The organism is Nonomuraea sp. PA05 (genome assembly GCF_008086045.1).
GTDB lineage: Bacteria > Actinomycetota > Actinomycetes > Streptosporangiales > Streptosporangiaceae > Nonomuraea > Nonomuraea monospora.
This window is the reverse complement of sequence record NZ_VSEY01000014.1, coordinates 21395-40273: the sequence shown is the minus strand read 5'-3', so window position 1 is coordinate 40273 and position 18879 is coordinate 21395. Positions and strand designations below refer to the sequence as shown.

Sequence of the window (18879 nt, the reverse complement as noted above, 5' to 3'; positions counted from 1 at the left end):
GCGTGCTGATCTCCGCGGCTCTGGCCCTCTCCCTGACCGTCGCCTCGCCGGCTCTCGCCGACCCGCACAAGAAGGACATCGCCATGCGGCTGGTGTCCAGTGCGGAGAACTCCTCGCTCGACTGGAAGGCCCAGTACGGCTACATCGAGGACATCGAGGACGAGCGCGGCTACACGGCGGGCATCATCGGGTTCTGCTCCGGCACCGGCGACATGCTGGAGCTGGTCGAGCTGTACACGAAGCGCAAGCCGGGCAACGTGCTGGCGAAGTACCTGCCGGCGCTGCGCAAGGTGAACGGCACCGACTCGCACGAGGGCCTGGGTGCGGGTTTCGTCAGGGACTGGAAGGCCGCCGCCAAGGACGCCGCCTTCCAGCAGGCCCAGAACGACGAGCGCGACCGCGTCTACTTCGACCCGGCCGTGCGGCAGGCGGAGAAGGACGGGCTGCGGGCGCTCGGCCAGTTCGTCTACTACGACGCCATCGTCATGCACGGCCCCGGCAGCAGCAGGCTGAGCTTCGGCGGCATCAGGAAGAGCGCGATGGGCAAGGCCAGGACACCGGCGCAGGGCGGCGACGAGGTGACGTACCTGAACGCGTTCCTCGACGCCCGCAAGGCGGCCATGAAGGCCGAGGAGGCGCACGAGGACACCACCCGCGTCGACACGATGCAGCGGGTGTTCGTGCGGAACCGCAACCTGGACCTGAACCCGCCGCTGACCTGGAAGGTCTACGGCGACAAGTTCACGATCAAGAAGTGAGGGGCGCGCCCCTGGTGGTCACGGGGCGCGCGGACGGGGTCAGGGCTTGATGGCGACCACGTCGTAGGTCGTGTCGGGGGTCGGGGTGGTGGTGAAGCGGGCGTTGGGCAGGTAGAGCCGGCGGCCGTAGGCGGCCACGGTGGTGGGGACGTCGAACCTGTCGTCGGTCAGCCGCGCGATGATCTTGCCGGAGGCGCCGTCGCGGGCCAGGCCGATCGCGGCGACCGTGTTGAGCCGGTTCTGGACGGCGTACAGGGTGCGGCCGGCCAGGAGCAGCCCGTCCCCGTTGGTCAGCAGCTCGCCGCCCAGGTCCACCTCGGTGGTGACGCCGGTGGACGGGTCGGCCTCGAAGAGCTTGCCGGTGTTGGACTGGACGATCAGCAGCGACCGGCCGTCCGGGCTCGGGGCGATGCCGTTGGCGTTGTTGCCCGTCGTGTACTGGATGGCGCCGCTGAGCGGGATGCTGACGGCCTCGGCGGGCAGCGCGCCGCCGCGTCCGAGGTCCAGCTTGTACAGCACGGGGTTGGCCGAGTCGGTGTAGTACGCGGCGCCGCGGAAGAGGATCACGTCGTTGACGAACGACGTGCCGGTGGCGAGCTGGTACGACTTGATGACGGCGCCGGTGCGCAGGTCGATCACCCGCGCGTTGCCCGCGTTGCCGCCCGCCACGAACAGCCGGCCGCGCCCGTCGGTCTTGAGCCCGAGCGACTGCGTGCCCGGCCCCTTGCTGATCACGCCCCCCTTCCCGGTACGCAGGTCGGCCCGGTAGATGTCACCGGTCGCGCGTGAGCCGAAGTAGGCGTAGTGGCCCCCGATCGCGATGCCCTCCGGCTGGAACCCGTTGGGCAGCGGGAACGTGTCAGGCTTGGTCGCGGCCTGCGCCGGCACACCGCCGAGCAGGACGACGATCAAGGCACTGCCGAGTGCGGTCTTCAGGATCGCGGATCTCATGCGGCCCACGATGCCCGCGTGGCCGTCCGGGGCAAAGACTTGCGGACGGCTTCACAGGGACCTTTCAGCAACGGTCGGGAAGCCGGGCGTTCCTGATCACGGAACGGGAAAACGCGTTGTGGCCGCTCGGCGGCCGTCACTACCTTGTCGCGAATGCGGAGGCCCCTTTTATCCCTGATGTCCGTCGTGCTGGTCGCTTCGGCGTGCAGCGCCCCTCCACCCACGCCGCCACCGAAGGCGTCGGTCACCCCGAGCCCTGTTCAGGAGCAGCGGCCCGCCGTCGATCTGAGCGCGTACGAGGAGGGCAGGTCCCGGCCCGTCGCCGACCCCGTCTACCCGGCCTACGGCAACCCGGCGATCGACGTGCTCCACTACGACCTGGCGCTGACCTGGGAGCCGGGCGCGCGCACGCTGAGCGGCACGGCGAAGCTGACGGTGCGGGCGGCGAAGCCGATCGGGCAGGTCAAGCTGGACTTCGGGCGCGCGCTCAAGGTGGACGAGGTCACGGTGGACGGCGCCAAGACCAAGGCGACCCGCAAGTACGACGACCTGACCGTCCCGCTGGCCCGGCCGCTGGAGACGGGCGAGGGCACGGTCGTGACCGTGCGCTACCACGGCAGGCCGAAGCCGGTGGACTCCAAGCAGCGTCGCAAGGACATCTCCATGCTGGGCTTCCACATCGAGGGCGGCGGCCGGGCGTGGGCGCTGCAGGAGCCGTTCGGGTCGTTCACCTGGTTCCCCGTCAACGACCATCCGTCGGACGAGGCGCTGTACGACGTGGCGATCACCGTGCCCAAGGGCTGGTCGGGGGTGGCGCACGGGACGTACAAGGGCAAGAGCACCGAGGGCGGGAGCAGCACGTTCAGGTGGCAGTCGACCGATCCGGTGGCGAGCTATCTGACGGTGTTCGCGGCCGACAAGTTCAGGATGTTCAAGGACAAGGGGCCGCGCGGGATCCCGATCACGTACTGGATCCGCCCGCGGGACGTGGCCAAGCAGTTGCCGGTGGCGCGGCGGATGCCGGAGATCATGCGGTGGCTGGAGAAGAAGCTCGGCCCCTACCCGTTCCCCACCGCCGGGCTGGTGGCCACCAGCGACTCCGGCATGGAGACCCAGCAGATGATCGCGCTCGGCCCCCGCTACATGGAGCCGTCGGTGGTGGCGCACGAGCTGGCGCACCACTGGTTCGGCGACACGGTCACCCCGCGCACCTGGCGCGACATGTGGCTGAACGAGGGCTTCGCGATGTACTTCGAGATGCAGTGGTACGCCGACCACGAGGGCGGCACCATCGACGAGTTCATCTCCAACATCCGCGCCTACGACGCCGAGCTGCGCAAGGAGAACGGGCCGCCGGGGAACTACCGGCGCGACGCGTTCGGCCAGAGCAACGTCTACTACAGCCCGGCGATCATGCTGCACGAGATCAGGAAGCGGCTCGGCGACCGCAGGTTCTGGGCGATGACCAGGGCCTGGCCCCAGGAGCACCGCAACACCACCCAGGACAGGGCCGCGTTCGTGAAGTGGATCAACGAGCACACCGGCGAGAACTTCACGAAACTCATCAACACCTGGCTGGACTCGAAGACCACGCCACGCTGACCGATCCCGGAGAGTAGGTTGGGACAGAGCCAAACAAACGGGGTTAATCATGTCAAACGGTGCCCGTCACGCTCTGGGAGTGGTCGCCGGACTGCTCCTCCCGCCCCTCGTCGCCGCCGGCCTGTGGTACGGCGTCGGCCAGCTCACGCTGGAGGCGCAGCAGGCGTTCCAGATCTCCTGGGTCGCCGTCGGCGTGCTCGCCGCGACCGGCGTCGTGCTGGCCTTCCTCGCCGCCTCCCGCCTGTCGCCCATCGCCTCGCTGGTCGGCGGCCTGGCCTTCACCTCGGTCGGCGTCCTGCCGTTCGTGGAGATGTACACCCGGATCCGGCTGCTGCCCGTGGACCTGCTGCCCGCCGAGTTCCGCAACGGCTTCACCACCCTGACCTACACCGGGCTGCAGGTCATGATCGGCCTGATGCTGCTGGTGGCCTCGTTCTTCCCGTCGCGCTGGCGGAGCTCCGCGCGCGAGCCGGCCGAGCCCGTCGAGTACGAGTCGACCTGGGGTACGGTGTCGCCGCAGTCGCCGTACCTGCCGCCGCGCACCGGCTCCGAGGACGCCACACGCCCGATGTACCGCGAGTGAGCCCCGCGCGGCCTGGCAGAATGCCGCCATGCGCGACTTGACGATCGTCGACTTCCTCGACCAGCTCGCCGACCGGGTGCCCGCGCCCGGGGGCGGCGCCACGGCGGCCCTGCACGCGGCGCAGGCCGCCGCGCTGCTCGGCATGGTGGCCCGCTACACCACCGGCGAGAAGTACACCGATCACGCCGAGATCGTCGTCGCCGTGATCGCCGAGACGGACACCCTGCGGGCGCGGTCGCTGAGGCTGGCCGAGGAGGACGCGGCGGCCTTCACCGCCGTCACCGACGCCTACCGGCTGCCCAAGGGCGAGGAGCGCAGCGCCGCCATCGCCAGGGCGCTGGCGGGCGCGGCCGAGCCGCCCGCCAGGGTGATCGAGGCGGCCGCGCGCGTGGTCGAGCTCTGCGAGCTGCTGCTGCCGATCGGCAACCGCAACGTCGTCACCGACGTCGCCGCCGCGGCCGACGCCGCCCGCGCCGCCCTCACCACGGCCAGGGTGAACGTCGAGATCAACCTGCGCGGCATCAAGGACGAGCGAGTACGCGAGGAGCTGAACATCCCCGTCTCCGGCGTGGACGCGGCCGTCGCCAAGGCAGACTGGGTGACCGCCGAGGTACGCGAGGAGATCTCTTGAAGACGCTGACCGGCAAGGACCTGGCCGCCGCGATCAGGGCCCGGACGCAGGCCGAGGCGGCGGCCGGCCCGCAGCCGAGGCTGGCCGTGGTCGTGGCCACCGCCGACGAGGCGAGTTTGTGGTACGTCCGCTCGATCGCCAAGGCGGCGGCCGGCGTCGGCATCGCCTGCGACGTGATCGACCTGGGCCAGGACGCCACTTCCGACCGGATCGGCGAGACGCTGGCCAGGCTGTCCGCCGACCCGCAGGTGCACGGCCTCATGCTGCAGACCCCGCTGCCCGCCGGCGCCTCGGCGCAGGAGCTGGCCGGGGCCATCGACCCGCGCAAGGACGTGGACGGCGCCAACCCGCTCTCCCTCGGCAGGCTGGCGGCCGGGCTGCCCGCGTTCCCGCCCGCCACGGCGGCGGCCGTGATGGCGCTGCTCGACCACTACGAGGTGGAGCTGGCGGGGCGGCGGGCCGTGGTCGTCGGCCGCTCCACCGTGGTGGGCAAGCCGCTGGCGCACCTGCTGCTCGACCGGCACGCCACCGTCACCGTCTGCCACTCGCGCACCCGCGACCTGGCGGCCGTCACCTCGCAGGCCGAGGTGCTGGTCGCGGCGGTCGGGCGGGCCGGGCTGATCGGGGCGGCGCACGTGGCGACGGGCGCGGTGGTGATCGACGTGGGCACCAACCCGACCGACGACGGCGGGCTGACCGGAGACGTCGACTTCGAGGCGGTCTCGGGGGTGGCGGGCGCGCTCACCCCGGTGCCGGGCGGCGTCGGCCCCGTCACCACGGCCCTGCTGCTCCGCCACACCGCCAGGGCGGCCAACCTGCCGTGACCCACTCCATGCAAGAGGCCGCGATGCCTGACGTCCTCGTCGCCCAGATCCGTGAGAGAGACCGCGATGCCTGACGTCCTCGTCGTCCAGAACAGCAGGACCGGCGGCCTGAGCCGGATGGCGGGCTGGCTGGAGGAGGCCGGGCTCACCCTCGACGTCGTCCACGCGCACGAGGGCGAGCCGCTGCCCGCCTCCCTGAGCCACGACGCCATGATCATGCTCGGCGGCGGCTACCTGCCCGGCGACGACGACCGGGCCCCGTGGCTGCGCGACGCGCGGCGGCTGATGGGGCAGGCGCTGGCCGGGGAGGTGCCGCTGTTCGGCATCTGCCTCGGCGGCCAGATGCTGGCGCAGGTGGCCGGCGGCGAGGTGCGCGGCGAGGCAGGCGCGCCGGAGAACGGCAGCCTGCCCGTCACGATCAGGCCGGAGGCCGCCGCCGACCCGCTCTTCCACGGCCTGCCGCCGGTGGTGCCCGCGATCGAGCACCACAAGGACGCCGTCACCCGCCTGCCCTCGGCGGCCGTGCACCTGGCCGAGACGGCGAACTGCCCGTACCAGGCGTTCCGGGTGGGCGAGCGGGCGTGGGGCGTGCAGTTCCATCCGGAGGTGCTGCCCGCGCGCATCCGGGAGTGGCGGGCGGAGGGGGTCGACCCTGACGAGGTGTACGCGCGGGCGCTGGCGGACGAGCCGGTCTCCACGCCGATCTGGCGCGCGGTGACCGGCCGCTTCGCCGCCCTCGTCACGGCGCGGGCGGCCGCCGTCGTGTGAGAGGTCAGGCGTTCCGTACGGCCGCCGCGTCCTGGAGGCCGAGCAGTTCGATCGAGCGTTCCCGCATCTCGACCTTCCTGATCTTCCCGGTGACCGTGAGCGGGAACTCCTCCACCACGCGCACGTACCGGGGGATCTTGAAGTGCGCCAGCCGCCCGGCGCAGAACTCCCTGACCCGCTCGGCCGTCAGCGCCTCCGTGCCCGGCCGCATGATCACCCAGGCCATGATCTCCTCGCCGTACCTCTCGTCGGGCACCCCGATGACCTGCACGTCGGCGATGTCGGGATGGCCGTACAGGAACTCCTCGATCTCGCGCGGGTAGACGTTCTCCCCACCCCGGATGATCATGTCCTTGATCCGGCCGACCACGTTCACGTACCCGTCGTCGTCCATGGTGGCCAGGTCCCCGGTACGCATCCACCGCGCCGCGTCGATGGCCTCGGCCGTCTTCTCCGGCTCGTCCCAGTAGCCGAGCATGACCGAGTAGCCCCGGGTGCACAGCTCCCCCGGCTGCCCACGCGGCACGGTGAGCCGCGTCTCCGGGTCCACGATCTTCACCTCGACGTGCGGCATCACCCGGCCGACCGTCTCCGTTCTGCGGGCCAGGTCGTCGTCCGCCCTGGTCATCGTGGACACCGGCGAGGTCTCCGTCATGCCGTAGCAGATGGCGACCTCGCGCATGTTCATCTCGCCGACGACCCGCTTCATCACCTCCACCGGGCACGGCGAGCCCGCCATGATGCCCGTGCGCAGCGACGACAGGTCGAACTTCGCGGCCAGCGCCAGCCCGGCGATGAACATCGTCGGCACCCCGTACAGGGACGTGCACCGCTCCTGCTGGACGGCGCGCAGCGTGGCCTCGGCGTCGAAGCCCGGCGACGGGATGACGACGCACGAGCCGTGCGAGGTCGCGGCCAGGTTGCCCATGACCATGCCGAAGCAGTGGTAGAAGGGCACCGGCAGGCACACCCGGTCCGCCTCCGTGTAGTGGATCAGCTCGCCGACGAAGAAGCCGTTGTTGAGGATGTTGTGGTGCGACAGCGTCGCGCCCTTCGGGAAGCCGGTCGTGCCCGAGGTGTACTGGATGTTGATGGGGTCGTCGAAGGCCAGCTCCGCCGAGCGGGCCGCGAGCGCCGCAGGGTCCGCCTTGACCGCTCTGAGCACGTCCCAGCTCGGGTCGTCCAGGTAGACGACGTCGGCGAAGCCGATCTCCTCGACCATGCCCCGGTAGTCGCTGCCCTTGTGCGCCAGGGCGCTGATCAGCAGCCGCATGCCCGACTGCTCGACCACGTACCGCAGCTCGTGGGTGCGGTAGGCCGGGTTGACGTTGACCAGGATCGCGCCGATCTTGGCGGTGGCGTACTGGACGATCACCCACTCGGCCCTGTTGGGCGCCCAGATGCCCACTCTGTCGCCCTTGGCCACGCCCCTGGCCAGCAGGGCCCTGGCCAGGTCGTCGACGTCGGCGTTGAGCTGCGTGTAGGTCCACCTGCGGCCGGAGGGGACGTCCACGACGGCGTCCCTGTCGCCGAACCGGGCCACGGTGCGTTCGAGGTTCTCGCCGATGGTCTCGCCGAGCAGCGGGGTGCCGGCGGTGGTGCTGGAGTACGACAGCATGCCCACAGTTTCAGTCCGCCTCGGGCGCGCGCACCAGACCCCGGCCGCGACGCGCCGCGAACGCGAGGGCCGCCAGCGCCGCGCCCGCCGCCGCCAGCACGATCCCCCGCTGACGCGCCACCCGCCGCTCCACCTGCGAGTACGGAGTCGTCGAGAACGACACCAGCTCGTAGCGCGAGACGTAACCGGGCAGCGCCCGCTCCAGCGCGTGCTCCAGCCGCTTGCCCGCCAGGAACAACCGCGAGCCGACCTTGTCACGCATCTCCACGAAGTTGTCCAGCGCCAGCCTGGCGATCACGTCGGTGTCGGACTTGCGCCGCTCGAACAGCTCCAGTGCCCTCGGGAAGTCGTCGCCCGCCTCGTCCAGGCAGCGGTCCAGCTCCACGCAGTCCTCGAAACCGCAGTTGGCGCCCTGCCCGTAGAACGGCACGATGGCGTGCGCGGCGTCGCCGATCAGCCCCACCGCGACGTCCCCGATCCTGGCGTGCCACGGCGCGCAGCGCATCGTCACCAGGTGGCCGACCGGGTTGCCCTGGAAGTCGGGGATCAGATCGGGCATCAGGCCGAACGCGTCCCGGTAGTGCTCCGCGAAGTACGCCCTGATCCGCTGCGGCGTGTCGAGGGAGTCGAGCGTGCTGTGCGGCCAGAACAAGGTGCAGGTGAACGAGCGGTCCGGGTTCGGCAGGGCGATCATCATGGAACGGCCGCGCGGCCAGATGTGCAGCGCGCCGGGATCCAGGACGAACGCGCCGTTCCGCGCCGGGATCGACAACTCCTTGTAGCCGTAGTCGAGATACTCCTGGCTGAAACTCACGCCGGGAAGCTGCTGCAACCTGGCCCGGACCGCGCTGTACGCCCCGTCCGCGCCGATCACCACCCCGGCCTCCGCCTCCTCACCCGACTCGAACCGCAGCCGTCCCGTCCGCTCGTCCAGCCCCGTCAACCGGCACCCGAACCGCACCTCCACCCCCGGCTGCGCGGTCGCCGCCTCCAGCAGCTCCCTGTTGAGGTCGGCGCGGCCGATCGAGTTGATCGCCTGCGACCGGTCCGCGCTGTACGGCTGGAAACTGAGGGCGCCGCCGGGCGCGTGCATCATCCGGCCCGCCATCGGCAGCGCCGCGTGCAACGCCTTGCCGTCCAGGCCGAGACGGCGCAGGGCGTCGATGCCGCGCTGCGAGATCGCCAGATTGATCGACCTGCCCCGGTCGGGGCCGCGTTCGCGGGGGTCGGGGCGGCGTTCGTACAGGGTGACGTGGTGGCCGCGGCGGGCCAGGTAACAGGCGAGCAGGCAGCCGACCAGCCCGGCGCCGACGATCGTGACCTCCATCTCTCCTTCGTACGGCGGGGGTCGGGGGTTGTCTAGGTGAGGGCGGCGGTGAGGGCCGCGGCTGTGGCCTGCCAGATGGGGGTGCCGGGGGTGATGACGTCCTGGTGGTCGCCTGGGAGGTCCAGGTAGGTGATGTGGTCGCCCGCCTCGTGGGCGGCTGTGGCGTAGCGGCGGGAGATGTCCACCAGGTTGATGTCGTCGGATCTGCCTTGGACGACTATTTGGGGGATGCCGAGGGGGACGCGGAGGAGGGGGGAGGAGGCGCGCAACTCGGCGTCCCCAGGCGAAGCGCTGCCCAGGGCGGCGGCGACGGCGCCGTGGCTGAGCCAGCGGCGGTCTGCCTCGGCCAAGTCCAGCACGCCTGCCAGCGACACGGCGACGGCCGCGCGCGCCCCGTCCGCCACCGCGCGAAGGGCGAGCTGCGCGCCCGCCGAGTGCCCCGCGACGGCGATCCTGTCCAGATCGAGCGGCACATGCCGAGCCACTGCCGGATCGCCCACCTCGCCGGGGCCGGTCACCGCAGCCGGGCCGATCCCGTCGAGAGCGGCCAGCCCGGCGGCGACGTCCTGCCTGGTCGCCGCCCATCCATGCCGATCCGGCCGCCGATACTCCAGATTCCAGACCGCGAACCCCCGCCCCACCAGATCCTCACAGAGCGCCTCCATGAGATCGGCCGCCCACTCCGACCGCCAGTACCCCCCGTGCACCAGCGCCACGACCGGCACCTTCACCACCGTCTCCGGCAGGTACAGATCCCCCCACTGCTCAGGCGACGGCCCGTAGGCGACCCGCCGCACCGCCGGATACCGGGCCCGGTGGACGGCATGGCGAATCCCCCAAGCCAGCCCCCCGATCCCCCGCCCGTGGATATGCAGAGCACCCTCGACCCGGTCGAGATCCACCGGCACCACCACCCCGGTTCCCGGCGGCTGCCTGATCAGGGTCCGCGCTTCCGCACCCGGCGCGGGCACGACCACGACCACAGGTTCCTTCCGCATCAGGGCCCGCTGATGGTCGGCGTCCCGGGCATGCTCGACCCTCCCCCGCACCCCCAGCGCGGCGAACTCACGCCGGGCGAGCTCACCGAGCAGCCCCGCGTCCGCCATGACCCCTGAACCGACGATCACCAGGACATCGCACATGGGGATACCTTAGGCCGGGTGCATGTGAAGCAGCTTCACCCGTGGCCCTCCGGCGTCGCCGAGGCGGAGTCCATCCAGGACCGGCTCCGCGGGCAGGTCGAGCTCACGGGGCCGGACACGTTCGCGCTGGTGGCGGGGCTCGACGTGCACTACCGCGGCGACGACGCGCTCACGGCCGCGGTGGTCGTCCTCGACGGCGGCACGCTGGAGCCGGTGGAGGAGGTGGTGGCGCACGGGGAGACGGCCTTTCCGTACGTGCCTGGCCTGTTCGCCTTCCGTGAGCTGCCCGCGCTGGTGGCGGCGCTCGAACAGCTCACGGTGACGCCCGACCTGCTGGTCTGCGACGGGTACGGGCTGGCGCACCCGCGCGGCTTCGGCCTGGCCTGCCACCTGGGGGTGCTGACCGGGCTGCCGGCGCTGGGCGTGGGCAAGACGCCGTTCGTCGGCACGCACGAGCCGCCGGGGCCGGGGCGCGGGGCCTGGGCGCCGATCATCCACGAAGGCGTCGCGGTCGGGCGCGCGTTGCGTACGCAGCCGGGGGTCAAGCCGGTGTACGTCTCTCAGGGGCACCGCATCTCGCTGGACGTCGCCTCGTCCCAGGTGCTGCACCTCAGCCCGCACTACCGCCTCCCGGAGCCGATCCGCCGCGCCGACCACCTGGCCCGCCACCCGACCTGACCCCACCCCACCACCCGCCCGGCCCGCCACCCCGGCCCTGCCTCGCCGTCTGGCTGGGCCGACGCCGGGTTGCGCCTCGTGTCAGGCGGGCTGGTGGGTGCCTGAGGAGGGGAGGGGCGGGAGGATGGCCTGGGCGTCGGCGCCGCCGAACCAGAGCCCGATCATGAACGCCGCCGTGGCCTCCAGCAGTGCCGCCCGTTCCGCGGCTCCCCCGTCCACCGGGGTGCAGCCCAGGTCGGTGACCAGCGTGCGGGCGGCGGCCAGCGCTCCGGGGTCGTCGCCGCACAGGGGCACCGCCAGCGGCCTGCCGTCGAAGACGGGCGGCGTCATCCGCCACACGTCCACGTGGCACAGGTTGAACGCCTTCACCACGTGACCGCCGCTGACCTCGCCGATCAGCCGGGCCAGGGAGTGCGTGAGGTCGTACTCCCTGGGGTTCGCGGCGTTGGTCACGTCGATGAGCACCTTCCCGCGCAGTGCGGCTCCGGCGGCGCGGAGTGTGTCCAGCAGCCCGGCCTCCCGGACCGCCACCACCACGACCTCCCCGAACCCGGCCGCCTCCGCGAAGCTCCCCGCCCGCACCCGCCCACGCCCGGCCAACTCCGCCGCTTCGGTCACAGCAGTCGCGCCTGTCGCATCGGTCATGCCTGTCGCGCCTGTCACGCCGGTCACATCGGTCACATCGGTCACACCGGTCATACCTGACGCGCCTGTCACGCCTGTCACGTCGCTCCCGTTGGCCGCACCGGCCGAGATGGCCGCATCGGCCGAGGGACCCGAGGGGGTGGCGGCGGCGCTCATTCGGGCGGCCTGCGCCGAGCTTCGGGACAGGTCCCGTCCGCTCACCATCACCTCGTGCCCGGCACGGGCCCACTGCGTGCCCAGCGCATCCGCCATGCCGCCCGCGCCCAAGATCCCGATCCGCATGTCCGTCCTCCATCCGAAGAGGGGCTTTACTAGAACATGTGGACTCTAGAAGTCCCGACACACACCATCCGGTGCCTAACGGAGGCTCGCGTTGTTCCTCGCCGACTGCCAGGCCAGACTCGCCTTCGACCTGATGGCCAACACCTGGAACGCGGTAGTCCTGTGGTCGCTGCGTCACGGCCCGCGCCGTCCCGGCAGGTTGCGGGAGGAGATCGGCGGCATCAGCACGAAGGTGATGACGGAGACGCTGCGCCGCCTGGAGTTCAACGGGCTGGTGGCGCGCCGTGTCTACGCGGAGGCTCCGCCCAGGGTCGAGTACGAGCTGACCGACCTGGGCCGCACGCTGCTGGGCCCGATCGAGGCGTTCGGGGAGTGGGCGTTCGACCATGCCGACGAGGTCATGGCCGCGCAGGACCGCTACGAGCCCGCACCGTGATTGTCAAGCACACCCAACACTTTACATAAACCGAGTGTTACCGAACCACTACCCTGGGTAGCAAGTCGAGGGTTGTTCTTTACCGTTACCCAGGAGGTTCCATGCTCCTCTCTTCCCGCGGAGTCCTCGGCGCCGCTGTCATGGCGGGCGGCCTGACCTTGCTCGCCGCTCCCGCGGCACAGGCCTTCGTCGATCCCGTCCATGCGGTCACCTGCCTGGCCGAGGCTCCGACGGGGGCCGTCGACCCGTCCGCCGCGCTCGATCCGGCGTCGCTGCTCGCCGTGCCCGAACTCCCGGCCACCAACTGTCTCGCGCCCTGACCAAGGGCACCGGACCACCCCCTCGGCACCGGTACGGGCGGCGTGACCCTGCACGCCGCCCGGTCCCCGTTCCCGAAGAGCAACAGCTTCCCGAAGAGCGACAGCTTTCCGAGCAGCAACAGCTTCCCGACGAGCAGCAGCTTCCCGACGAGCAGCAGCAAGGAGTTCCGTTGAAGGTCCGAGTCCTGGCAGCCGTCGCCACCTTGGCGCTGGCCGGCGGCGCGCCGCCGATACTCCTCGACAACCTCGACGGGGGCGCTCCGCCCCTTGTCACCGTGGAGACCATGGTCCAGCACGTCAACGTCCTGACGTCGTAGTGCGACTCGCGCAGCTGTCCGTGGCCGACTCGCCGGCCGGGCCACGGACGATGCTGGGGCGCGTCGGCTACGTCATGTTCCTCAGTCGCTGGATCCAGGTGCCGCTGTATCTGGGGCTGATCGTCGCCCAGATCGTCTACGTGTGGCGGTTCATGGCCGAGCTGCTGCACCTGGCGCACCTGGGCTTCAGCGGGCATCCGCCGGAGACCACCGTCATGCTGATCGTCCTCGGCCTCGTGGACGTGGTGATGATCTCCAATTTGCTCATCATGGTGATAATAGGCGGCTACGAGACGTTCGTCTCGCGTCTGCGCATCGAGGGCCACCCCGATCAGCCGCAGTGGCTCTCCCACGTCAACGCGAACGTGCTGAAGGTCAAGCTGGCCATGGCGATCATCGGCATCTCCTCCATCCACCTGCTCCAGATCTTCATCAACGCCGCCCGGCCCACCATCACCGACAGGGAGCTGATATGGAAAACCCTGATCCACCTGACCTTCGTCATCTCGGCGCTGGCGCTGGCCGCGATCGACCGGATCATGGAGAACGGCCGCCCGCAACACGGCACGGGCGGTGCGGAACGGCCCGGGCAGTTGCAGCCGGAGCGGATGGCCGCCTGAACGGGCGGCAGGGCGGGTGGCAGGGCGGGTGGCGTTGCCGGGGATGGAGGAGCGGATGGGGGTGAGGAGCGCCGCCGTCGCGGGGCTCGGGGCGGTCGCCCTGGCGCTGCTCTGTTGCACCGGCGCGTACGCCGCGGACGACGATGACGGCGGCGCCAAGGCGGGCCCGGCTCCCCTGATCGGCGACGTGATCATTTTCAATGACGAGATCGTCGAGCCCGTGTCGCTGCCGGTGAGCACCTGCGGAGGGGTGGTTCCGCTGCTCAGCAAGTCGCCCGCCACCTGCGAGGGCACCTCGCGCGTGTCGGACGACGACGCGTGAGACCCCCGTGCCGCCCCTCAGGCGGGCGAGCTCGAGCCTCGTAGGCGGGCGGGCAGGAGCCGAGCCGGGCCCGCCCTGGCAGGTGGGCGGGCCCGGGGGCTCAGCGTGCGGCCAGGAGGTTCTCCAGCACCACGGCCACCCCGTCCTCGTCGTTGGCCAGGGTCCGGTGCCCGGCCGCCGACAGCACCATCGGGTGCGCGTTGGCCATCGCGTACCCGGCGCCCGCGTAGAGCAGCACGGCCAGGTCGTTGGGCATGTCGCCGAACGCCACCACGTCGCCGGCCCCGACGCCCCGCTCGGCGCAGAGCCGGTCGAGCGTGACCGCCTTGGTCACCCCGGGAGCGCTGATCTCCAGGATGCCCTCCATTCCCGAGTACGTGACCTCGGCCAGGTCGCCGATCGCCGGGGCCACGGCCGCGTACATCTCGTCGGCCGTGTGCGCCGGCGACAGGGCGAGCAGCTTGATGATCGGCCGGTCGCCGTCGAAGACCGACTCCACCTCGATGTAGGAGGCCAGGTCGTAGTCGACCCTCCTGGTGTAGGCGGCCTCGGCCAGCACGTTCCTGCCGGTCTCGACGCCGAGGCCGATGCCGGGCAGCGCCAGGGCGAGCGCCTCGGCGACCTTGCGGGCGGCCTGCGGTGTGAGGGGGCTGCTGTGGGTGATCTCGTCGGTAGCGACGTCGTACACGACGGCGCCGTTGCTGCAGATGGCGGTGCCGGTGACGCCGGCCTGGCGGGCGATCTCGCGGATGCCGCGCGGTGCTCTGGCGGTCACGAAGACGATCTCCGCTCCGGCGGCGCGGGCCGCCTGGAGCGCCTGCCTGGTACGTGTGCTGACGTCGCCCGCCGAGTTGAGGAGGGTGCCGTCGAGGTCGGTGGCCACGATCCGGGGGAAGGTTGCGGTGCTCACGGAAGTGATTATCGCCAGCACCCCTGGTGAGGCGTCCGGGGAGGTGGGTTGTAAGGTACGCGGGTGCCCTCCGAGCCCCGCCCCGACGACCGCGTCGCCTCTGTCTTTCGTTTCGCCACCGAGCTGGTGGCGTGGGTCGCCACGCCGTGGGCGCTGGCCTCGTCATCGGTGCCGCTGGCCGTGCTGTCCGTCATCGTGCTGATCGGGTTGCCGACGCTCTTCTCCACCCCGGGCGACAAGCGGCACGTGATCGTCGCCGTGCCGGGTTTCGTGACGATCCTGCTGGTCGCGTTGCAGGTGGCGGCGGCCGTGGCGGCGGCGTGGGTGGCCTGGCACGCGTTCGCCGCCGCGCTGGTGTCCGTGCTGGCCGTGGTGACGGTGGTGCTGGAGCTGCCGCGCTGGCGGTGGCTGCTGTCGCGCTGAGGCACGGAAGGCGGGCGGTGCGGACCGCTCAGATGCGCATCTCCGGGGGAAGCAGCCGGGCCGCGTCCGTGAGCTCCAGGCCGAGGAGCTGCCCGGCGTCGCCGTAGTCGAGGACGATGTCCTCCGCCACGACCTGGCGCCGCGCCTCCCCCGGCACGATCTCGTGCTTCATCGCGATGTAAGCCAGGTTCTGCGCCCGGTCCACGCTCACGTACACGGTCCGCGCCCGCTGCCGCGCCGGCTCCTCGTCCCAGGCCAGCAGGCCTTCTCTGGCCTCGTGCGAGCCGGCCACCGCCGCCCTGACCGTGATCATCGCCAGCTCGACCGCCTCCAGCGAGTCGAGCCCGGAGACCTTCCGCTCGTGCTCCCACCCGTCGAGCCCGTCGATCCGGTACGGGCAAGACCACTCGCCCGTCGGTTCCTCGTAGGGCACGCCGACCGTGACGACGACGTCACGCGGTGGATCGGTGCGCAGTGCCAGCACGCGGTGGGCGATCTCGTACATGTCTGCTCATCTACCCCAAGGCTCACTCGTGGAAAGACTCGGTGAGGCACCGGTTAGGCAACGGCGGTTCGCGTACCATATCGTCGCCGGAGGACCATTCGCCCACGGGAGCGTGAGATGAACGAGTCGTTCGGAAGCCGCCTGCGAGCCAGGCTCGACGCGTGCGGGCCGCTCTGCGTGGGCATCGACCCCAGCCCAGCCCTGCTGCACACGTGGGGCCTGGACGACTCGCCCGCGGCGCTGGAGCGGTTCTGCCGCACGGTCGTCGAGGCGGTGGCCGACGTGGCCGCCGTGGTCAAGCCGCAGTCGGCCTTCTTCGAGCGCTGGGGCAGCCGCGGCATCGCCGTGCTGGAACGCACCATCGCCGACCTGCGCGAGGCGGGCACGCTGGTGCTGCTGGACGTCAAGCGGGGCGACATCGACAGCACGATGGCCGCCTACGCGGAGGCGTACCTCGACAAGGGCAGCCCGCTGGCGGCCGACGCGGTGACGCTCAGCCCGTATCTGGGGTTCGGGTCGCTGGAGGGGGCGATCACCTCGGCGATGGCCAACGACGCGGGCGTGTTCGTGCTGGCCCGCACGTCCAACCCGGAGGCGGCCGGGCTGCAGCGGCTGGTGGCCGATCAGGTGCTGGCCGGAGCCGCCGCGGCGAACGCGGGGCATGCGCCGTTCGGGCCTGTCGGGGTGGTCATGGGGGCGACGCTGCCCGAGCTGGAGCACGCGCTGGACGATCTCAACGGGCCGATCCTGGCGCCCGGTCTCGGCGCGCAGGGTGCCACTCCGGCCGACGTGGCGCGGCTGTTCGGGCCGGTGCGGCACGCGGTCGTGCCGTCGGTGTCACGGGCCGTACTGGCCGACCCGAAGCAGGTGCGCGCCCGTACGCTGCGGTACCGCGACGAGTGCGCCGCCCACCTCTCAGCGAGCCCCGCCACCCAGAAGTGAGCGCCGCCGCCCAGGTCCAAGCGGACATCCAGCCGTGGCGGCCGCTCAGAAGTGCGTGCTGATCCCGTACGTGTCGCGCAGGCTCGCCATGTCCAGCAGGTCACGCTCCCTCGGCTGGTAGCCCTGGTGGAAGCGCACCTGCTGCTCCACTGACAGGCAAGGCACCCGCACGCCCCCGATCTCCCCGCTGACGAAGACATCGGCCGGGTAGGTGAAGGCGCCGCCCGAGTCGTCGAGCCGCTGGAGCGCGGACCCGTCGGGCTGGAAGCGCAGCGGGTGCAGATCCAGCTCGCGCCCGCCTGGCCCGGTCATGACGAAGCGGGCGGGCCGTCCCGGGACGACGCCTTCGGTGCGCTCGGCGTACCCCAGGGCCTCCAGGACGGCGATCACGGCCGGTTCCTGCTCCTCGTGGTGCAGCAGGTCGAGGTCGCCGTGTTCCCTGGTGACCCGGCCGACGAGCGCGTCGACGCCCCAGCCGCCGGCGATCCAGACCTGGCAGCCCGCCTTCCTGAGCGCCTCCAGCACGTCCAGCACCGCGCCCGCTTCGAACATGACGGTGATCTTACGTCAGATGATCCGGTGGACGGCGGCCAGGACCGCGTGCACGGAGGCGGTCAGCACCGAGGTGTCCTGGGCCGCGCCCCAGCAGGTGGTGCCGTTCACCCTGGCCTCGACGTAGGCGATGGCCCGGCTGCCCCGGCCGGGGTCGAGGGCGTGCTCGGCGTAGTGCAGGATGTCCACGTCGATGCCGTCGGCGGCGAGCGCGGCGGTCAGCGCCGACAACGGACCGTTGCCGGCGCCGCTCAGCCGCCGGCCGTCGCGCAGCGTCCCGGTGAACTCGTGCGCGCCGGGCCCCGTCTCCACCGTGTTCCAGCCGGCGAGCGCGCCGATCTCGCCGGGCGCCAGGTAGGTGGCGTGGAAGAGCTGCCAGAGCTGCTCGGCGGTGATCTCCTCGCCGCTGCCGTCGGTGGCCCGCTGGACGACCGACGCGAAGTCGATCTGCAGCCGCCTGGGCAGCTCCAGGCCGTAGCGGGTGTGCAGCAGGTACGCGATGCCGCCCTTGCCCGACTGGCTGTTGACGCGGATGACCGCCTGGTAGTCGCGGCCCACGTCGGCGGGGTCGATCGGCAGGTACGGCACCTCCCACGGCGCCTGCTCGGGCGGCACGCCCAGGTCGGCGGCCCGCTTGGCGTGGTGGGCCAGGCCCTTCTTGATGGCGTCCTGGTGGGTGCCGGAGAAGGCGGTGTGGACGAGGTCGCCCGCGTACGGGTGGCGCTCGGGCACCGGCAGGCGGTTGCAGTGCTCGACGACCCTGCGCACCTCGTCGATGTCGGACAGGTCGATCATCGGATCGACGCCCTGGGCGTGCAGGTTCAGCGCGAGCGTCACCAGGTCGACGTTGCCGGTGCGCTCGCCGTTGCCGAACAGGCAGCCCTCCCCCCGCTGCGCCCCCGCCAGCACGGCCAGCTCGGCGCAGGCCACGCCGGTGCCGCGGTCGTTGTGCGGGTGCACCGACAGGATGACGGCGTCCCTGCGGTCGAGGTGGCGGTGCATGTACTCGATCTGGTCGGCGTACACGTTGGGCGTGGCCACCTCGACCGTCGCGGGCAGGTTGTGGATCACGGGCCGGTCCGGCGAGGCGTCCCACAGGGCTGTCAGATCGTTGCAGATCTCCAGCACGTAGTCCGGCTCGGTGAGGTTGAACACCTCGGGCGAGAACTGGAAGCGGATGTCGCGGTCCCCGGCCAGGCGGGCGAGGTGCGCGGCGGCGTCCCTGATCATCGTGCGCAGCGCGGGCCTGTCCTGGCCGAGCACCACGTTGCGCCAGGTGGGGGCGGTGGCCGTGTAGAGGTGCACGACCACGCGGGACATGCCCTCGATCGACGCGAAGGTGCGCTCGATCAGGTCGCGCCTGGCCGGCGTGAACACCACCACGGTCACGTCCTCGGGGACGACGCCCGGGGTGGCCAGGTGGCGGACGAAGTCGAAGTCGAGCTGACTGGAGGAGGGGTAGCCGACCTCGATCTCCTTGAAGCCCATGCCGGTGAGCAGGTCGAACATGCGGCGCTTGCGTCCGGGGTCCATCGGCTCGGCCAGCGCCTGGTTGCCGTCGCGCAGGTCGACGGGCGCCCAGAGCGGGGCCTCGGTCAGGCGCCGCGTGGGCCAGGTGCGCTCGGTCAGCGGCACCTGGACGCGTTCGTGGACGGGGCGGTAGCGGTGGTAGGGCATGGCGCTGGGGCTCTGCCGGTTCCAGTCGTACATGTGAAGTCCTCTT

The 18879-nt window shown here is 71.5% G+C and carries 23 protein-coding genes; 14 read left to right on the top strand and 9 right to left on the bottom strand.

Annotation, left to right across the window (positions count from 1 at the left end; all coding sequences use genetic code 11):
• Window positions 1-2 precede the first annotated feature (2 nt).
• Entirely contained in the window at window positions 3-758 is a 756-nt protein-coding gene (locus FXF51_RS22440) for a chitosanase (protein ID WP_316247632.1), read from the top strand.
• 39 nt (window positions 759-797) lie between these two features.
• Here FXF51_RS22440 and FXF51_RS22435 read toward each other — a convergent pair whose 3' ends face one another.
• The gene (locus FXF51_RS22435; protein ID WP_148436495.1) at window positions 798-1709 is read right to left on the bottom strand and encodes a superoxide dismutase; all 912 of its coding nucleotides are present in this window, start codon (window positions 1707-1709) and stop codon (window positions 798-800) included.
• Window positions 1710-1862: 153 nt separating this feature from the next.
• Between FXF51_RS22435 and FXF51_RS22430 the strand changes: the two genes are divergently transcribed.
• From FXF51_RS22430 to FXF51_RS22410, 5 genes are all read left to right on the top strand, one after another.
• Window positions 1863-3311 (top strand): M1 family metallopeptidase, encoded by a 1449-nt coding sequence (locus FXF51_RS22430; RefSeq protein ID WP_148436494.1) that lies wholly within the window; start codon window positions 1863-1865, stop codon window positions 3309-3311.
• A 79-nt stretch (window positions 3312-3390) separates the two neighbouring features.
• A complete protein-coding gene (locus tag FXF51_RS22425; RefSeq protein ID WP_148436493.1) occupies window positions 3391-3894 on the top strand; it encodes a hypothetical protein in 504 nt (167 codons plus the stop codon).
• Window positions 3895-3922: 28 nt separating this feature from the next.
• Window positions 3923-4525, top strand: coding sequence for a cyclodeaminase/cyclohydrolase family protein (locus FXF51_RS22420; RefSeq protein WP_148436492.1), 603 nt, complete (start codon window positions 3923-3925; stop codon window positions 4523-4525).
• Window positions 4522-5349, top strand: a complete 828-nt coding sequence (locus FXF51_RS22415; RefSeq protein WP_148436491.1) for a bifunctional 5,10-methylenetetrahydrofolate dehydrogenase/5,10-methenyltetrahydrofolate cyclohydrolase — start codon at window positions 4522-4524, stop codon at window positions 5347-5349. The genes FXF51_RS22420 and FXF51_RS22415 overlap by 4 nt, the downstream gene beginning before the upstream one ends.
• 66 nt (window positions 5350-5415) lie before the next feature.
• Complete coding sequence (locus FXF51_RS22410; protein ID WP_148436490.1) at window positions 5416-6117, top strand: type 1 glutamine amidotransferase; 702 nt, start codon at window positions 5416-5418, stop codon at window positions 6115-6117.
• A 4-nt stretch (window positions 6118-6121) separates the two neighbouring features.
• Here the strand turns inward: FXF51_RS22410 and FXF51_RS22405 are convergent, their stop codons facing one another.
• Genes FXF51_RS22405 through FXF51_RS22395 form a run of 3 tightly spaced genes read right to left on the bottom strand, consistent with a single transcriptional unit; the run spans window position 6122 to window position 10204 of the window.
• The gene (locus FXF51_RS22405; protein WP_148436489.1) at window positions 6122-7735 is read right to left on the bottom strand and encodes an AMP-binding protein; all 1614 of its coding nucleotides are present in this window, start codon (window positions 7733-7735) and stop codon (window positions 6122-6124) included.
• A gap of 10 nt (window positions 7736-7745) precedes the next feature.
• A complete protein-coding gene (locus tag FXF51_RS22400; RefSeq protein WP_148436488.1) occupies window positions 7746-9062 on the bottom strand; it encodes an FAD-dependent oxidoreductase in 1317 nt (438 codons plus the stop codon).
• 32 nt (window positions 9063-9094) lie between these two features.
• Window positions 9095-10204: an alpha/beta hydrolase family protein gene (locus FXF51_RS22395; RefSeq protein WP_148436487.1), complete on the bottom strand. Its 1110-nt coding sequence runs from the start codon at window positions 10202-10204 to the stop codon at window positions 9095-9097.
• Between the two features lie 18 nt (window positions 10205-10222).
• Between FXF51_RS22395 and FXF51_RS22390 the strand changes: the two genes are divergently transcribed.
• Window positions 10223-10882: an endonuclease V gene (locus FXF51_RS22390; protein ID WP_148436486.1), complete on the top strand. Its 660-nt coding sequence runs from the start codon at window positions 10223-10225 to the stop codon at window positions 10880-10882.
• A gap of 81 nt (window positions 10883-10963) precedes the next feature.
• Here FXF51_RS22390 and FXF51_RS22385 read toward each other — a convergent pair whose 3' ends face one another.
• On the bottom strand, window positions 10964-11809 hold the full coding sequence (locus tag FXF51_RS22385; RefSeq protein ID WP_222871415.1) for an NADPH-dependent F420 reductase: 846 nt from the start codon (window positions 11807-11809) through the stop codon (window positions 10964-10966).
• Between the two features lie 91 nt (window positions 11810-11900).
• Between FXF51_RS22385 and FXF51_RS22375 the strand changes: the two genes are divergently transcribed.
• The 5 genes from FXF51_RS22375 (at window position 11901) to FXF51_RS22360 (ending at window position 13824) form a co-directional block, all read left to right on the top strand.
• Window positions 11901-12245: a winged helix-turn-helix transcriptional regulator gene (locus FXF51_RS22375; protein ID WP_262379741.1), complete on the top strand. Its 345-nt coding sequence runs from the start codon at window positions 11901-11903 to the stop codon at window positions 12243-12245.
• A 101-nt stretch (window positions 12246-12346) separates the two neighbouring features.
• Window positions 12347-12565: a hypothetical protein gene (locus FXF51_RS22370; RefSeq protein ID WP_148436485.1), complete on the top strand. Its 219-nt coding sequence runs from the start codon at window positions 12347-12349 to the stop codon at window positions 12563-12565.
• Window positions 12566-12735: 170 nt separating this feature from the next.
• Window positions 12736-12882, top strand: a complete 147-nt coding sequence (locus tag FXF51_RS60940; protein ID WP_187414514.1) for a hypothetical protein — start codon at window positions 12736-12738, stop codon at window positions 12880-12882.
• Window positions 12882-13502 carry a TIGR00645 family protein gene (locus FXF51_RS22365; RefSeq protein WP_222871414.1) on the top strand — a complete coding sequence of 207 codons (621 nt, stop codon included), beginning with the start codon at window positions 12882-12884 and terminating at the stop codon, window positions 13500-13502. Before FXF51_RS60940 ends, FXF51_RS22365 begins: the two co-directional genes overlap by 1 nt.
• A gap of 55 nt (window positions 13503-13557) precedes the next feature.
• A complete protein-coding gene (locus tag FXF51_RS22360) occupies window positions 13558-13824 on the top strand; it encodes a hypothetical protein (RefSeq protein ID WP_148436484.1) in 267 nt (88 codons plus the stop codon).
• A gap of 100 nt (window positions 13825-13924) precedes the next feature.
• On the opposite strand, the gene FXF51_RS22355 is transcribed toward FXF51_RS22360, so the two are convergent.
• Complete coding sequence (locus tag FXF51_RS22355; RefSeq protein ID WP_222871413.1) at window positions 13925-14734, bottom strand: HAD family hydrolase; 810 nt, start codon at window positions 14732-14734, stop codon at window positions 13925-13927.
• 63 nt (window positions 14735-14797) lie between these two features.
• Here FXF51_RS22355 and FXF51_RS22350 point away from each other — a divergent pair, with 63 nt between their 5' ends.
• Entirely contained in the window at window positions 14798-15157 is a 360-nt protein-coding gene (locus FXF51_RS22350; RefSeq protein ID WP_148436483.1) for a hypothetical protein, read from the top strand.
• A gap of 28 nt (window positions 15158-15185) precedes the next feature.
• Here the strand turns inward: FXF51_RS22350 and FXF51_RS61970 are convergent, their stop codons facing one another.
• Complete coding sequence (locus FXF51_RS61970; RefSeq protein ID WP_222871412.1) at window positions 15186-15662, bottom strand: DUF2283 domain-containing protein; 477 nt, start codon at window positions 15660-15662, stop codon at window positions 15186-15188.
• 117 nt (window positions 15663-15779) lie between these two features.
• On the opposite strand from FXF51_RS61970, the gene pyrF reads away from it, so the two are divergent.
• Complete coding sequence (pyrF, locus tag FXF51_RS22340) at window positions 15780-16604, top strand: orotidine-5'-phosphate decarboxylase (protein ID WP_148436482.1); 825 nt, start codon at window positions 15780-15782, stop codon at window positions 16602-16604.
• A 45-nt stretch (window positions 16605-16649) separates the two neighbouring features.
• Here the strand turns inward: pyrF and FXF51_RS22335 are convergent, their stop codons facing one another.
• Together FXF51_RS22335 and FXF51_RS22330 are read right to left on the bottom strand one after the other, a co-directional pair.
• A complete protein-coding gene (locus tag FXF51_RS22335; protein WP_148436481.1) occupies window positions 16650-17156 on the bottom strand; it encodes a nucleotidyltransferase domain-containing protein in 507 nt (168 codons plus the stop codon).
• A 15-nt stretch (window positions 17157-17171) separates the two neighbouring features.
• Window positions 17172-18866 (bottom strand): 2-isopropylmalate synthase, encoded by a 1695-nt coding sequence (locus tag FXF51_RS22330; RefSeq protein ID WP_262379740.1) that lies wholly within the window; start codon window positions 18864-18866, stop codon window positions 17172-17174.
• Between the last annotated feature and the right edge of the window lie 13 nt (window positions 18867-18879).